At 37.1% G+C, this 15,100-nt stretch carries 18 protein-coding genes; 7 read left to right on the top strand and 11 right to left on the bottom strand.

Features of this window, described 5'->3' with window-relative positions; all coding sequences use genetic code 11:
- Positions 1–51: 51 nt before the first annotated feature.
- Positions 52–654, bottom strand: coding sequence for a SprT-like domain-containing protein (locus J4051_RS16105; RefSeq protein ID WP_208234906.1), 603 nt, complete (start codon positions 652–654; stop codon positions 52–54).
- A 177-nt stretch (positions 655–831) separates the two neighbouring features.
- On the opposite strand from J4051_RS16105, the gene J4051_RS16110 reads away from it, so the two are divergent.
- Together J4051_RS16110 and J4051_RS16115 are read left to right on the top strand one after the other, a co-directional pair.
- Positions 832–1,740, top strand: coding sequence for a DnaJ C-terminal domain-containing protein (locus tag J4051_RS16110; RefSeq protein WP_208234907.1), 909 nt, complete (start codon positions 832–834; stop codon positions 1,738–1,740).
- A complete protein-coding gene (locus J4051_RS16115; RefSeq protein ID WP_208234908.1) occupies positions 1,737–2,030 on the top strand; it encodes a chaperone modulator CbpM in 294 nt (97 codons plus the stop codon). Before J4051_RS16110 ends, J4051_RS16115 begins: the two co-directional genes overlap by 4 nt.
- A gap of 125 nt (positions 2,031–2,155) precedes the next feature.
- Here J4051_RS16115 and J4051_RS16120 read toward each other — a convergent pair whose 3' ends face one another.
- Both J4051_RS16120 and parS read right to left on the bottom strand, forming a co-directional pair.
- A complete protein-coding gene (locus J4051_RS16120; protein ID WP_208234909.1) occupies positions 2,156–2,608 on the bottom strand; it encodes an RES family NAD+ phosphorylase in 453 nt (150 codons plus the stop codon).
- Positions 2,608–3,099, bottom strand: coding sequence for a type II RES/Xre toxin-antitoxin system antitoxin (parS, locus tag J4051_RS16125; RefSeq protein WP_236027558.1), 492 nt, complete (start codon positions 3,097–3,099; stop codon positions 2,608–2,610). Before parS ends, J4051_RS16120 begins: the two co-directional genes overlap by 1 nt.
- Before the next feature lie 357 nt (positions 3,100–3,456).
- Between parS and J4051_RS16130 the strand changes: the two genes are divergently transcribed.
- From J4051_RS16130 to J4051_RS16140, 3 genes are all read left to right on the top strand, one after another.
- A complete protein-coding gene (locus J4051_RS16130) occupies positions 3,457–4,044 on the top strand; it encodes a YceI family protein (protein WP_208234911.1) in 588 nt (195 codons plus the stop codon).
- 24 nt (positions 4,045–4,068) lie between these two features.
- Positions 4,069–5,337, top strand: coding sequence for a hypothetical protein (locus tag J4051_RS16135; RefSeq protein WP_208234912.1), 1,269 nt, complete (start codon positions 4,069–4,071; stop codon positions 5,335–5,337).
- Between the two features lie 107 nt (positions 5,338–5,444).
- A complete protein-coding gene (locus J4051_RS16140) occupies positions 5,445–6,029 on the top strand; it encodes a YceI family protein (protein ID WP_208234913.1) in 585 nt (194 codons plus the stop codon).
- Between the two features lie 136 nt (positions 6,030–6,165).
- Here J4051_RS16140 and J4051_RS16145 read toward each other — a convergent pair whose 3' ends face one another.
- The gene (locus tag J4051_RS16145) at positions 6,166–6,540 is read right to left on the bottom strand and encodes a DoxX family membrane protein (RefSeq protein WP_208234914.1); all 375 of its coding nucleotides are present in this window, start codon (positions 6,538–6,540) and stop codon (positions 6,166–6,168) included.
- Between the two features lie 114 nt (positions 6,541–6,654).
- On the opposite strand from J4051_RS16145, the gene J4051_RS16150 reads away from it, so the two are divergent.
- Together J4051_RS16150 and J4051_RS16155 are read left to right on the top strand one after the other, a co-directional pair.
- Positions 6,655–7,341 carry an RNA polymerase sigma factor gene (locus J4051_RS16150; RefSeq protein WP_208234915.1) on the top strand — a complete coding sequence of 229 codons (687 nt, stop codon included), beginning with the start codon at positions 6,655–6,657 and terminating at the stop codon, positions 7,339–7,341.
- 15 nt (positions 7,342–7,356) lie between these two features.
- Positions 7,357–7,566 (top strand): hypervirulence associated TUDOR domain-containing protein, encoded by a 210-nt coding sequence (locus J4051_RS16155; protein WP_208234916.1) that lies wholly within the window; start codon positions 7,357–7,359, stop codon positions 7,564–7,566.
- 71 nt (positions 7,567–7,637) lie between these two features.
- Here J4051_RS16155 and J4051_RS16160 read toward each other — a convergent pair whose 3' ends face one another.
- The 7 genes from J4051_RS16160 to porV all read right to left on the bottom strand — a co-directional run bounded on the left by J4051_RS16160 (position 7,638) and on the right by porV (position 15,066).
- A complete protein-coding gene (locus J4051_RS16160; protein WP_208234917.1) occupies positions 7,638–8,276 on the bottom strand; it encodes an HAD family hydrolase in 639 nt (212 codons plus the stop codon).
- Positions 8,277–8,278: 2 nt separating this feature from the next.
- Positions 8,279–8,962 (bottom strand): SDR family NAD(P)-dependent oxidoreductase, encoded by a 684-nt coding sequence (locus J4051_RS16165; protein WP_208234918.1) that lies wholly within the window; start codon positions 8,960–8,962, stop codon positions 8,279–8,281.
- Positions 8,955–9,953 (bottom strand): M20/M25/M40 family metallo-hydrolase, encoded by a 999-nt coding sequence (locus tag J4051_RS16170; protein ID WP_208234919.1) that lies wholly within the window; start codon positions 9,951–9,953, stop codon positions 8,955–8,957. The genes J4051_RS16165 and J4051_RS16170 overlap by 8 nt, the downstream gene beginning before the upstream one ends.
- 440 nt (positions 9,954–10,393) lie before the next feature.
- Positions 10,394–12,073: a pyruvate dehydrogenase complex dihydrolipoamide acetyltransferase gene (locus J4051_RS16175; RefSeq protein ID WP_208234920.1), complete on the bottom strand. Its 1,680-nt coding sequence runs from the start codon at positions 12,071–12,073 to the stop codon at positions 10,394–10,396.
- Between the two features lie 3 nt (positions 12,074–12,076).
- Entirely contained in the window at positions 12,077–13,075 is a 999-nt protein-coding gene (gene pdhA / locus J4051_RS16180) for a pyruvate dehydrogenase (acetyl-transferring) E1 component subunit alpha (protein ID WP_208234921.1), read from the bottom strand.
- A gap of 205 nt (positions 13,076–13,280) precedes the next feature.
- Positions 13,281–13,763, bottom strand: coding sequence for a cytidine deaminase (gene cdd / locus J4051_RS16185; RefSeq protein WP_208234922.1), 483 nt, complete (start codon positions 13,761–13,763; stop codon positions 13,281–13,283).
- Positions 13,764–13,863: 100 nt separating this feature from the next.
- Positions 13,864–15,066, bottom strand: a complete 1,203-nt coding sequence (porV, locus tag J4051_RS16190; RefSeq protein WP_208234923.1) for a type IX secretion system outer membrane channel protein PorV — start codon at positions 15,064–15,066, stop codon at positions 13,864–13,866.
- Positions 15,067–15,100 lie beyond the last annotated feature (34 nt).

The raw sequence follows: 15,100 nt of genomic DNA on the forward strand, positions 1-15,100 counted from the left end.
AATGATTCCATGGCTTATAAAACGATTTCAATCAACGACTGCGTACTGCAACTACAAACTGTCCACTAATTCCACCTCAGCATTCGGGTTGAAAAGATACAACTTTCCTGATGACACTTCTACACCTTCATGACGTGTACGTCTTTTAACACCTTTTCTAAAAACACGCCCATTATAAAGTCTGAATTCACTCCCCAGTGGCACTTCAAAAATATAGGTTTTATCGTTTGGTGGATCAAATTGCTTTAAGGCCAATGCCAATTTAACATCAGTGTCACTACTCGCCTTCGGATTCCTAAAATGTCTTGCCAAGAGTGGCAGCAATTCATTTGGAAACACGTTTGGATTCAAAAACGGCAACATCAATTGCTGAAAGGTATACTTCCATTCTTTACCATGTGGTTTTATATATCTCCCATAGTTCTTATAAGCTTCGAAATGGGCAATCTCATGAATTAAGGTCATCAAAAACCGATAGTGGTTCAAATTTGAATTGATAGTGATTTGATGCTTGTTATTTGGTAGTTTCCGATAATCACCATGGCGGGTTTTGCGCTCATTCTTGATTTTGACAACCAAATTATCATGATCTAAAAGTTCGATCACATTAGGAATCGCCTGATGGGGAATGTATTCTTGAAGCGTATCGTGCATAGACGCAAAAATAAGAGATTTGGTGAGATTGTTTAAAGATTTTTGTAAATTTAGGAAACAAAACTTTACGGATTAGCAGATGTTGTAAGAGCTATGTCTTATATTACAATAAATGGGCTAAGCCAATAGTCGAAACAAAAAAACAATTCAAATCTCTTAAAAAAGAACGTACAACAAATGGCATTTATAGACTATTACAAAGTATTGGGCCTTAACAAATCAGCCACAGCCGCAGACATCAAAAAAGCGTATCGCAAGTTGGCAAGAAAACACCATCCTGACGTCAACCCGAATGACAAAACTGCCGAACAGAAATTCAAGGAAATCAATGAGGCCAATGAAGTATTGGGCGATCCTGAAAAGCGAAAAAAATACGATAAGTATGGTAAAGATTGGCAGCATGGTGAAGCTTATGAGCAAGCCCAACGTCAACAACAATCACAACGTCAGTACCAGCAACAAGGGGCAGGTGGCTTTGGAGGTGGCAATTTTTCAGAAGGTGATTTCTCTGATTTTTTTGAATCGATGTTTGGTGGTGGAGGTGCTTCAAGAGGTCGTGGTAGATCAGCAGGATTTAGAGGACAGGATTTTAATGCGGAATTGCAATTAGATCTGAGAGATGTATATGAAACCCATAAAAGAGTCCTGACCGTCAATGGAAAAAACATACGTCTTACCATTCCTGCCGGTGTGGAAAATGGTCAAGTCATCAAGATTACAGGCAAGGGTGGTCCTGGAGCCAATGGCGGCCCAAACGGGGACTTGTTGATTCAATTTAATATCAGCAACAGTACAAAATTCAAACGTGATGGTTCAGATTTATATACTACCGAAACCATTGATCTGTATACGGCCATTTTAGGAGGAGAAATTACTGTAGATACCTTTGACGGCAAAGTGAAGCTAAAAATAAAACCTGAAACCCAGAACGGCACTAAAGTGAAGTTAACAGGAAAAGGCTTTCCCGTTTATAAAAAGGAAGGGCGTTTTGGGGATTTCTATATTACCTACGACATTCAGATGCCCACCAAGCTTTCTTCTAAAGAAAAAGAACTGTTCAATGAACTTAAAAATTTAAAATCATGAGTACAGAACCCTATATCCCAATAGAAACCTTGTGCACCTATTATAAAGTGGAGACTTCATTTTTTCAGGGTTTGAACGATTATGGACTAATTGAGATAACCACCATTGAAAAATCGCCATGCATACATCAAAAACAGATTAAAAATCTGGAATCGATAGTGCGATTGCATCAAGATTTACATATCAATTTTGAAGGTATTGACACGGTATTGAATCTGTTGGAAAAAATTCAAGATTTACAAAATGAATTAGTAGCTGCTAAAAATAGACTACGGGTTTTTGAGGATTAGATTTTGATGGAATACGGATGAGGCAGATGGAGCAGATTTATTCCTGAGCATCTATAAAATCAAACTCAAGATCGTAGGCCATCTTAGTAAATAGGCCTTAGTTTTTCTATTTCCATTCTCAATAATTAATTAAATATTCTTTTGTCAAATGGAAAATCCTTTACATCAATTATTTTTATTTTATTGAATTGTTTATGATATGGGTTTATCAAATAGTTGTGGTCTCCTTGCACCACGGCAGAAGGGACTTTTAAAACACAAATAGCGATGGAGTCAATGAATTCATCTCCAATTTTCTGAGTACTAATATTTGGTGGATGACTATTCCAATGATCCGGAAGTTCTTCTAATTCTTTTATTTGAATGTCGTCAGGTATATCTATTTCAATCATTACATAATCACTCGGTAAAGTAGCAATAGTCAAATGCACTGCTACTTCTGCCATGGCTAAAGCCCTACTTTCTGCTGAATCAATAATTTCAGTTCCTTTTGAGTTCCATCTACTACCTGATTTGGAGGCCCCTTTTCCATTAAGTTCTTTAGAATATTTTTTCTTTGATAACCTAAAAACTCTCATTATGCAAAAATCCCTTGGTCAATACGGTTCAATTCATCCATTACAAGTTCTTTGCCATAAGAGTCCTTTAAAAGTTCAACAGGTTTTAAATTTTCCAATGCAAAAGATGGTGTATTAAGCCATAAATAAAATTGTGTTGTCGAATCAAATACCTCTTTACCAAAATTCGTCACTTCTGCCAATTCTATTATTTTCTCCGTGTGTATTGGTTTAAATAGATAATCAGCATCAGTGCTGTATCTCTGTAAAGTTTTTTTAGATAAGCTTAAGAACTCTGCCCAATCATCTTCTGAAAAAGGTGTAATATCCTTTATTTTACTGAATAACTTATAAGGCATTCCATGTCTTATTGCGCGAATTATCAGCAATTTATCTTCGAAAAATTCAGAATATGAAATTTCTTTAGTTTTAATCTTATTTTCTGAAGACTTATCGATTTTTCGGATATAAATCTGAATAGCCTCATTAACTACAGTTAAATCTGTTGTCATCCTTTTTTGTTTTTCCGGAACCATAGCTTAGACATTTGTACCTATTAATAAAATGCTGAAGGATTTTTCCAAAATATAGATATCAACATTATCAGTACCTTCTTGTTTCTAATTTTTTTTTAAGTTCTTATCCGCTTGTATCGATAAAGACATCCTTCCTATATTGAATAAAAATAGTCTCCTTCCTAAAGATATGAAAACCAGACATATCTGATTTTCCGTATCCCAGTCTTTAGATTTCGATCAACTTCTCCACATTTTAAACATTAACAACATCAATTTTCAACCATGATATTTATCATAATCTAAGGGTTAAATAATTCTCAACTTTGCATCATAATACTAAAACATACTGTTATGATTACTATTAAAAACATTACCAAAACCTTTTTGAGCCTATTGTTTATGCTCATTGTATCAACACCACAAGTTTTCTCGCAAACATACAACTTGAACAATCAAGCTTCAAAACTTACGGTTTCAGGTACCTCAAGCTTACATGATTGGGATATTGATGCCGAACAACAGAAAGGTCAGATTGTCTTAAATACCACAGATGGGATGAAGATCGAAAAACTGACTCTTGATGTGACTTCAGAAAGCCTTAAAAGTGGTAAAGGCGGAATGGACAAAAACACCTATAAAGCCTTAAATACAAAAAAACACAAATCCATCACTTTTCAGCTTACTGAGATGAAAGAAGTTAAATCCTCAGGAAATGATAATTACAAAATTGATGTTGTTGGAAATTTGACAATAGCTGGGGTAACTAAGAAACAAAATATAAGTTTAGATATGCTCGTAACCTCTAATAAGGTAACGTTAAATGGTAAAAAAGCCTTTAAAATGACTGATTTTGGCATAGATCCTCCTAAAGCTCTTTTGGGGACTATTACTACCGGAGATGAAGTAACTATTACATTCAGTACAGTTCTAAATAAATAAAAAAATAAAATTAAACTTACACTAATGAAAAAAGTAATTAAAAATTCAGTAATCGCATTATTACTCCTTGTTGGAGTGAATATGAATGCGCAAAAAAATAACAGAAGTCTCGATAATTATAGAGAGCCAGACAAAGGAGGCATTAATGTCTTTGAGGCTCCTAAAGACACAATCTCCACATTTGATGGCGTAAAAGTAAGAATTGGTGGCTCATCTACTCTACAGTTTCAATCCATAGAGCATGAAAACTCAGGTGCTGTCGAACTTAATAAAATTGGTTCTAACTTTAACTTGGCAACTGCCAATCTTGATTTGGATGTGGCATTGTTTGATGGTGTAAGAATGCATCTACGTACGTATCTTTCTTCTCGTCACCACCCAGAGCCATATGTAAAAGGAGGTTACTTCCAAATAGATAAGCTTGAGTTTATAAAACCAGGATTTATGGAAGACATAATGAAATACACCACCATTAAAATCGGGCATATGGAAAACAACTATGGTGATGCCCATTTTAGAAGAAGTGACAACGCTCAAGCAATCTACAACCCATTTGTTGGAAACTTGATCATGGATGCCTTTACAACAGAAGTAGGTGCTGAAGTATACTATCGTCGTAGTGGCTTTATTGGCATGGTAGGTATAAGCAACGGAAAACTGAATCAATCGGTAAGCAATCCTAATTCAAGTGGTGCTTCATTTTTAGCAAAACTAGGATATGACAAACAGTTAAATGATGATCTTCGTGTGAGATTGACTGGATCTGTATACAACACTGGTCAAGTCCCAACGTCATATCTTTATAGCGCAGATAGAGCAGGCTCTAGATATTACTTCGTAATGGAACCAGTAGGTGCTTCTTCAGCAGGAAACTTTACTTCTGGCCGTTACAACCCAGCATTAGGCAACCAGATTACTGCATTCATGTTCAACCCTTTCGTGAAATATAAAGGATTGGAGTTCTTTGGAACGATTGAGCAATCAAAAGGAAAAGGAAATGCTGAACTTGAAAAAAGAACAGCAAAACAGTTTGCAAGTGAGTTGATTTACAGATTTGGCAATGACGAAAACTTCTTTTTAGGAGCACGTTACAACAAAGTAGATGCAGAAGACAGAAGTGGAAGTGACATCGATATTGAAAGAGTTCAAGTAGGAGCTGGTTGGTTTATGACCCGTAACATCCTTGTAAAGGCTGAATATGTCAACCAAAAATACAATGGTTACGATACTACAAGCATCTTCAATGCAGGTAAATTCAATGGACTAATGGCTGAGGCTGTAATTAGTTTCTAACAAACAGAATATTGTTAATAGTAGCTAACCTCATTTATTTAGTAGTCCACTAAATGAATGGGGTTTGTTTTTTTTAAATATATTGTGGTCGTATAATAAATAGAACAATGAAAAGATTACTTTTTATTTTACCGTTTCTCATTTTGGTTTCCTTTTCCAAAATAAATACTGTAATAAACAGTAAAACCGTACGCATTACTCCACAAAGCGAATTGCAGATCAATGGCACAAGTAATGTTAAGGATTTTACATGTCAATACGAAATACAAAACCTTAATGAGCCTATTCGAATTCATTTTGAAAAAGAACAGGATGTTATCAGATTTGAAAAGTCTGTGCTCATTTTAGAAAACACAGGGTTTGACTGCGGAGGGAAAGGTATCAACAAGGACTTTCATGGCTTACTACAATCAGATATTTACCCGAGAATTACGCTGACATTAAAAGAAATCAAACTAAACCCACATAAAAAGAATATAGCGGATGCTCTGATTGATATCGAAATAGCTGGATTAACGAATTCTTATCAGATGAAAACAGAATTCTATTATAAGCAAGATTGGTTGATTTTAGGAAAACTTAAATTGAACATTAAGAATTTCGACCTTGAAGCTCCAAAAAAAGTGTTTGGGCTTGTAGTCGTTTCAGATGAGATTGAAATTAATTTCAAACTAGTGGTTCAAGAGAGTTAGGTTTTCTTTTGCCCTTATCTAATCTGCACTAAACTATTTGTAAGCTGAAAAACATATCATATATATAATCTTCCAAATAAAACCCCAATCCTAAAACCAAGTTGGAGTCATATAATAGAACTCAGAATCTATTATTTTAAGCTTTAAGCTTATTTTCAGACAATTTCGCCAATGAAAACGCAGCAATCGCCATAACAATATCTCTTACTGCCACATCGAGATAGGTGCCGCTAAATATCAGGGTCAGCGCGATAAGCACTAACCAAATTGACACGAGATAGGCACCAAATCGAGTTTTTGCGAATACCAAAATCCCTGCTATAATTTCAATAACACCTACAATCATCATAAAGACTGAAGGCTCAAAAGGAAGCATATCCACTAAGCCACTTGGGAGATACTGCGTCCAATCGGTCAGAATATTGGTGAACTTATCCAATCCTGCCACAACTGGTACCAAGCCAAAAGTGTATTTTAAAATGTTTCTTACTAACTGTACATTTGAATCCATGATTTAACTTTTTTTAAAATTTGTTACAATCTTTTGATGGCGAATGATAGAAAAGGATACAAAATTTTGTAACTTTTTATCGATTTCTCTATCTAAAACAAAAATCATGTTACGATGGAAGCAATAAACATTAACAATTTTAAACGCCATAAAATATCAGAAGAAGATATCATAAGACGTATCCTTTCTGGGGAAAAAGAACTTTATGAGATTTTAGTAAGACGTAACAACCAAAAATTGTATCGTGTTATAAGAAGCTATCACAATGATGAAGCCGAAATTGAGGACATAATGCAAAACAGTTATATCAAAGGTTTTACCAAGCTATATCAATTCAAACTGGAAGCGTCGTTCTCCACCTGGCTGATTCGAATAGCCATCAACGAAGCGTTAGCGAGACTAAAAGAGAAAGGAAAGCTATATTATATTAGTGAGTCGGTAGAACGACTCAATAAAAACTCCATTTTAGAAATACCAGATAAGAAGCAATTCAATCCTCAGGAAAAAATGATACATCACGAAGCAAAACAATTATTGGAAAAGGCCATTGATCAACTAGAACCAAAGTATAAAATAGTTTATATGATGAAAGAGGTAGAAGGTATGAGCTTAAAAGAAACCGCCATAGCTTTAGATTTGACGCTGTCTAATGTTAAGGTGCGGTTGCATCGTTCAAAAGAAATGCTAAAGGAAAGGCTTTTTGAAATCTCCATGGATAAAAATGTTTTTGAGTTCGGTTTTGGCAGATGTGACAGGATTACGAAAAATGTAATGAATAACATATCGACATTAAAGGACTAAAAATGCAAAATCATCATGACAAAATTTAAAGTAGGAGATCATGTTAAATGGAATTCGGAAGCGGGACATGTCTCCGGAAAAATCATAAAAGTCCACCATTCCGATTTTGACTATAAGGGCTATACGCACCATGCCAGTAAGGACGAACCGCAGTATGAAATTAAAAGTGACAAAACCGATCATATTGCTGCGCATAAAGGGTCGGCACTGACAAAAATCAAATGAAGATTAAACGCTGACCGTTTCGTAAGCGGATGCAAGAAAAAAATATTTCGTATAAGAAGTTCTAGCTGGCTCTATCCTATCAACTTTAAGAGTTGCGACATGTCGTTAAAGGTTAATGTCGCGTTTCCTTCAAGTTCGTTATGGTAATCGTGTGCTGTAAATCCAAAGACATCAAACCCCCCGTTTAAAGCAGCATTTACGCCGCTCATGCTATCTTCAATGACTAAGCATTCTTTTGGATCGAACCCCATAGTATCGGCTGCCCAAAGAAAAACGGCTGGATCTGGCTTCCATTTTCTAATTGTAAAACAACTGAAAATATTTTCTTCAAAATGGGGTAATAACCCTGTCAATTCTAAATTGAGCCTAATTTTATTTTCAGGACCACTTGATGCCACGCAAAATGGAATGTCTAAACTCTCTACAACCTCAGTGACCCCTTCTACAGGTTGAATGTTTCTCTTAAACGATTCAAAACTTCTTTCTCTAAAGTTCGGCATAAAATCATCCGGCAATCTTTGAGTGGCCAGTTCAGCAACTTGCGCATAACACTCCTGCATTGAATTGCCTTTAAAGTTTTTTAAAGCATAATTCAAATCGATATTGGCGCCATATTCATTGGCCATATCTACCAAAACTTGACCAGCGATAGGCTCACTGTCAACGAGAACGCCATCACAATCAAATATTACACACTTATACTTAGACATAATTATGGGGTTGAATTAGAAACTTGAAGCAATTTTCCATTATAAAATTTTTGTCCTTTCAACGAAAAATCAACAATATAATCCGCTATTTCTTCTGGAGTTATTGGTGCTTTATATCCTGGAAAAGCCTCTTCCAACATTTCAGTTTGGACAGCGCCCAATGCCAATACGTTAAATGAAATACCGGAATCTTTATATTCTTCTGCAAGCAATTCCGTTAAGGTAATTACAGCAGCTTTACTCGAACTATAGGCTGAAAGTCCCGGAAACTTCATACTTCCTTGAACACCTCCCATCGAACTCATCGTAATCACATGGCTATTTTTAGCCATAAACGGAATTAAGGTTCGCGTCAATTCCGCCATACCAAAAACATTGGTGCGGTACACTTCTTCAAAATCACTGACCGTAGTTTGGGCAAAGGGCTTATTGAGAACCTGGCCCGCATTGTTGATCAACACATCCACACGCCCCCACTGTTCTGAAATGAAGTCTTCCACTTTTCTATAAGCTTCCGCATCTCCCAAATCAAAACAAAACGCCTTTACATTATTCAATTTCAAGGCTTTTATCGGGCCATCGTTTCTGGACAATGCCAGAACCTGATGTCCTTGTTTGGCAAATAATTTCACCAATTCATAGCCAATGCCCCTACTCGTTCCTGTGATAACAATATGCTTACTCATTCATTTTTATTTCTTGGGTTATTGTATTACTCATGGTTTCATAGGCGGGAATTAATTTATTCACCAAATCAGCCATAAATTCATAGTCCATTAATTCTGCTTCATCTCCAACTTTATGATAATGGTCAAAATTAGTGAAATCAAAAGAGGAAATCGCATGGCTCGGTTTGTTGAAAACCTTGAAAAACGGATAATTGTCTGAACGGTAGAAGAGTTGAAATTCTTTAGCCTTTGGCAATTGATTCAAAAGCTTGAAATTCACATAGTCATTCATTTTAGTTGCCATATTAGACAGATCAAATCCAGTAAAGTAAGCCTCATAATCCTTATCAACCATAGGCACACCCATCATTTCAAAGTTGGTCATGGTGTAGAGGTTAATGTTCTGTTCTTTTAAACGTTCAGCTAAATGTTTCGACCCCAACAAGCCGATCTCTTCACCGGAGTAAAGGGTGAATAGCATGCTGCGCTTGTTATTCTTCGTGGCGGCAAAATAGCGTGCCATGGCCAAAACGGCGGCAACACCAGAGGCGTCATCATTGGCACCATTAGCAATGGAATCGCCATCAACCGCTTTAACAACACCAATGTGGTCATAGTGTGCACCTAAAATGATGAATTCCTTTTTCAGTTCAGGATCATTACCTTCAACATACCCCACAACATTGGACGCATCCATCCCTTTTGCTTCATAATAATCGCGGTAGGTTTCAAAATATGGAGCAACATTATAAGCTTTGAACTTATTCTCAATATAAACTGCCGCTTTTTCAATACCTTCTGAACCCGTTGCACGACCTTTCAACTCATCTGACGCCAAATAAAATACGGTTTCTTTAAGCTCAGCACTTGTTACGAAATTTAACGGTTTTATTGGCGACTTTATTTCAGCTATTGCGAGGTCGCTATTACTGTTTTGGGAAGATTCCTGCGACTGATTCTTACAGGAAACCATGGCTAAGAGGACACCAATTAAAAAAATGTTTTTCATGCTTAATGCTGTTTAATTTTAAATATTCTGCTAAAATAGCAAGATAATTCAATAGTTTCATATCACCTCATGTGACGCTAGCCAATTGTGTTGATTTCGATTTTAGAATTTGGCTATCATATAAATGTGTGAGTATTTCGATAAATATAAGGCGGAGTGGTTCAACCAACATATTTCAATGTGCCTTCGGCTTTTGGAATATGGGTTTAGATCCCGCCAATCCCGATAGCAATCTGCAGGGATTATCCCGATAGCTATCGGACAACCAACATACTCCAATGCGCCTTCGGCTTTTGGAATATGGGTTTCACTAAAAAAACCTGCTTCTTAATAGGGAAACAGGTTTATTTATTTTTTTAATGACTCATGGATATACTTCTCAACTAAACTTGTCTCGAATTTATAAAACGATCAATCCAACAAGTCCAGTTACTTTACAATTAAACCAACATCGAAATTGGATTTTCAACAAACCCTTTTAAGGTTTGTAAAAACTCCGCTCCTGTAGCACCATCTACCGTTCTATGATCACAGGCTAAAGATAGCATCATAGTATGGCCTACAACAATCTGACCATCTCTAACCACTGGTTTTTCAACAATGGCACCTACAGACAAGATTGCCGAATTAGGCTGATTGATAATAGACGTGAAGCTCTCAATACCAAACATCCCTAAATTGGAAATGGTAAAAGTACTGCCTTCCATTTCTTGAGGTGTCAATTTCTTGGTTCTGGAACGCCCTGCATAGTCCTTGACCTTTGCGCCAATTTCCGACAGACTTAGCCCATCTGCAAATCGGACCACTGGCACTACCAATCCATCTTCAACGGCCACCGCTACACCAATATGTACGTGATTGTTTAATCGGATCTTGTCGTCAAACCATTGCGAATTGACTTGTGGGAATTGTTTCAATGCTAAGGCACAGGCCTTAACTATCATATCATTGAACGAAATTCTTGTATCTGGAATAGCATTGACCTGCTCTCTAAAAGCAATGGCCTTATCCATATCAAACTCGACGTTAAGATAATAATGAGGCGCTGTAAACTTAGATTCTCCCAAACGTTTTGCAATCACTTTACGCATTTGCGAGTTTGGTTTTTCATCAAAACTTTCAGTTCCTGATGTGACCGCTTGTCCAACTGCTGCTGGCGCAGCACTTACCTCAGGTGTATAATTTTCAATATCGCGTTTGATAACACGTCCATTCTCTCCAGAACCTTTTACTTGAGACAAGTTGATTCCTTTTTCTTCAGCCATTTTCCTAGCCAAAGGCGATACAAATACGCGACTACCATCTGAACTTGAAGTTGAAGAACCTGAAGCTTCTTTTTTTTCTTCTTTTACAGTGGGTTTAGAGCTTTCCTTTTTATCAGAATCAGCACTTTTCTTCTTAGGAGCATCTTCCTTTTTAGCAGAACCTTCCGATTTGTGGCTTTTAGCTATAGCAGCCGCATCGGTTCCTTCAGGACCAATGATGGCCAATAAAGAATCCACTTTGGCCGTTTCGCCTTCTTCTAATCCTAAATAAAGTAGGGTCCCTGATTGGAATGATTCAAATTCCATCGTAGCCTTATCCGTTTCAATTTCTGCAAGAATTTCCCCTTCTTCAACTTTATCGCCAACTTTTTTAAGCCATGTTGCAACAGTACCTTCCTCCATAGTGTCACTCAATCGAGGCATGGTGACTACTGTAACGCCTTCCGGCAACTCACCAGAAGTATCTTTCTCTTCAGAAGCTTCTTCCTTATCAGATTTACTTTCTGAATCTTTCTTTTCCTTCGTATCCTTTGATTCTTTTTCAGAAGATTTGTCCTCTGACTTTTCTTCTTTCTTATCCGAAGCATCGCCATCAATCAAATCGGAAATATCTTCACCTTCTTCTCCAATAATGGCCAACAATTCGTCAACCTTAGTGGTTTCTCCTTCTTGAATACCAATATAAAGCAATGTACCTTCATGAAAAGATTCAAACTCCATCGTCGCCTTATCGGTTTCGATTTCAGCCAAAATATCACCTTCCACTATCTTATCTCCTACTTTTTTTAACCACGCTGCCACGGTTCCTTCTTCCATGGTGTCACTCAAACGCGGCATATTTATTACTTCTGCCATAGCTTATATTTTGTGTTGTATAAATGGATAATCTTCTTGCTCGTAAACGGCATCATACATGACGCTTTTATCTGGATACGGCGATTCATCAGCAAATTTCTCACATTCTGCTACCCGCTCCTTGACGCTTTTATCAATTTTTTTAAGATCCTCTTCAGTGGCGTATTTTTTCTCAAGAATAACCTCTTTCACTTGTGTGATCGGGTCGATTTTCTGATATTCCTTGACCTCATCTTTGGTTCTATAACTTTGGGCATCACTCATGGAGTGGCCTCTGTATCGATATGTTTTCAACTCCAAAAATGTTGGTCCATCACCACGACGCGCACGTTGAATGGCTTCATCAAAAGCTTCTGCTACTTTTACCGGGTTCATTCCGTCAACAGGTCCGCAAGGCATTTCATATCCTAAGCCCAATTTCCATATTTCTGTATGATTGGCAGTTCGTGCTACTGATGTTCCCATGGCATAGCCGTTGTTTTCACAAACAAATACCACTGGTAATTTCCATAACATCGCCATGTTAAAAGTTTCATGCAAAGAGCCTTGACGCGCTGCACCATCACCAAAACAGCAAAGGGTAACGGCGTCAATACCGTGATATTTATCACCAAAAGCGATCCCGGCACCTAATGGAATTTGACCTCCCACAATCCCGTGACCACCATAAAAACGGTGTTCTTTAGAGAAAATATGCATGGATCCTCCAAGACCTTGAGAAGTTCCTGTCGCTTTACCATATAATTCTGCCATGACGCGTTTAGGATCCTCACCCATGCCAATAGGCTGAACGTGGTTACGATAAGCAGTAATCATTTTATCCTTTGTCAAGTCCATAGCGTGCAATGCTCCAGCTAAAACAGCTTCTTGCCCGTTATATAAATGAAGAAAACCTCTTACTTTCTGTTGAATATAAACTGCAGCAAGCTTGTCTTCAAACTTTCTCCAGAACAACATGTCTTCATACCATTTGAGGTAAACCTCTTTTGTTATCTTTTGCATCCGAAATAATTTCTAAAAAATTAAATACATAAATAGTCTCGAGTTTAGAGTGCTGAGCATCCCGAACAAAGTAGGAATGGTTCAACTATCAATTTCTGGTTCTTTTTTTAAACTCCCAAAAGCTGTACTTCACTAAACGGATAACAAAAGTAACACATTAACCATTAATGAAAAAGCTGAAAATCGTAAAACTTCTACGAAATCGTTATAGAACAGTTTTATCAAACACTAACGGGAGTAGATTTTCCAACGAATGTGATTGTACCACTTTTCCCTTTTCACCCATATAATAGATTTCAATTGGTGCATCTTGCTTTACCTCATATTCTGCAATAGATTGTCGGCATGCTCCACAAGGCGGAATGGGTGTATCTGTTGTTTTTAGTTTTGAACCGGCAATAATGGCCATTCTTTTTATTTTAACATCAGGAAATTGTGCACCTGCATAAAAAATGGCTGTTCTTTCAGCACAAAGACCGGATGGATAAGAAGCATTTTCTTGATTGCTCCCTGTGATCACCTCATCATTTTCAAGCAAAATTGCTGTACCTACGCTAAAGTTTGAATAAGGCGAATAGGATTTGTCTCTTGCTTCTGAAGCTTTTTTCATTAAGGAGATCACATCTTTAGGAAGCTCATCCAATGAATCATAAACGTTAAGCACGGTTTCAATTTTAATTTCCTTCATAGGTTCTTTATCTATTTTTAAAAATACGACACTTTTTTAGACAAAAAAACTATTGCTTTATAATAGCAATAGTTTTTTTTATAATTTATTTGAATGTTTCTTAGTATTCTCTATACGTCTCATCTCCAAAATTGAAGGTCAGGGAAAAACGCAAGGTTCCTTCCAACGGACTCTGAACCTTTGAGGCAGAAAACAAATAAGACATATCAATATTGATAGTTGTGTATTTGAATCCCGCTCCTAAAGCGAAAAACTTACGTCCACCTTTATCATCACTTTCATTGAAGTAACCGCCTCTAAAAGCAAAAGAATCTTGATATCTATACTCTGCACCTAAAGCCCAAGTAAACTCCTTCAACTCTTCGCTGAAACCTCCCGGCGCATCACTAAAAGATTGGAACATCCCTTTAAGAAAATTAACATCTTGCGATTTGCCTTCTACAATAATAGTTGGCTCATTTCCGTCTTGCCTTCCATTGGCATTTTCATCAACATAGCCGATTACTGGTGGTGTTGGCACCAATAATTTGGTGACCTCTGCAGTGACCGCCAAAGTGTTGTATTCATCGAAAATAAAATCAAAACCACCACCAAGTCTCAAGTTTGTTGGTAAAAAATTTTCTCTCCCACCATCATCATATTTGATCTTTGGTCCGATATTTTGAATGGCAAAACCTAAACGGGTCCTTCCATTAAAGCTATCATAAGCTTCCTCTTCACTTTGATAAAATCCAGATATATCTGCTGCAACTGAACTCGCAGCATTTGCGGAATTGTCCAAGGCTTGAATTTTTAGATCAGATCTCAAATAACGCAAACCAACGGCCATTGAAAACTGAGTGCCCAATCTTAAAGCATAAGAGGCATCAATAGTAAGCTCATTCGGTTTTGCAATCATTGCTTCTGAAAATTCATCTTGCACCAATTCTATTTCGCCCAAACTAAAGTATTTGAAACTTGCAGCAAAGGCACTTCCTTCGTTGATTCTATTGAAGTAAGTGACATTTCCCAAAAAAATATCATTGACCAATTTACTTAAATAAGGGGTGTAACTCATCGCTATTCCTGATTTAGCCTCCGAAAAAGCGTATTTTGATTGGTTCCAATGTTGGGAAAATGCATCCACAGAAGTGGCAACACCCATATCTCCCATGGCCGCAGCACGAGCATCTCCTGCGATTAATAAAAACGGAGTTCCCGTGGTTATGACTCTACTTGCGTCTGGCTGGATGATAACGGTTTCCTGCGCAGAAGAAAGATTATAAATGGTTAACGTGACTAAGGCTAGTGCATATTTTCTCATAAGGTTGTTTAGTATTCTACACGGTGCTTTGGCA

The sequence above is a fragment of the Gelidibacter pelagius genome (assembly GCF_017581925.1).
Taxonomy (GTDB): domain Bacteria; phylum Bacteroidota; class Bacteroidia; order Flavobacteriales; family Flavobacteriaceae; genus Gelidibacter; species Gelidibacter pelagius.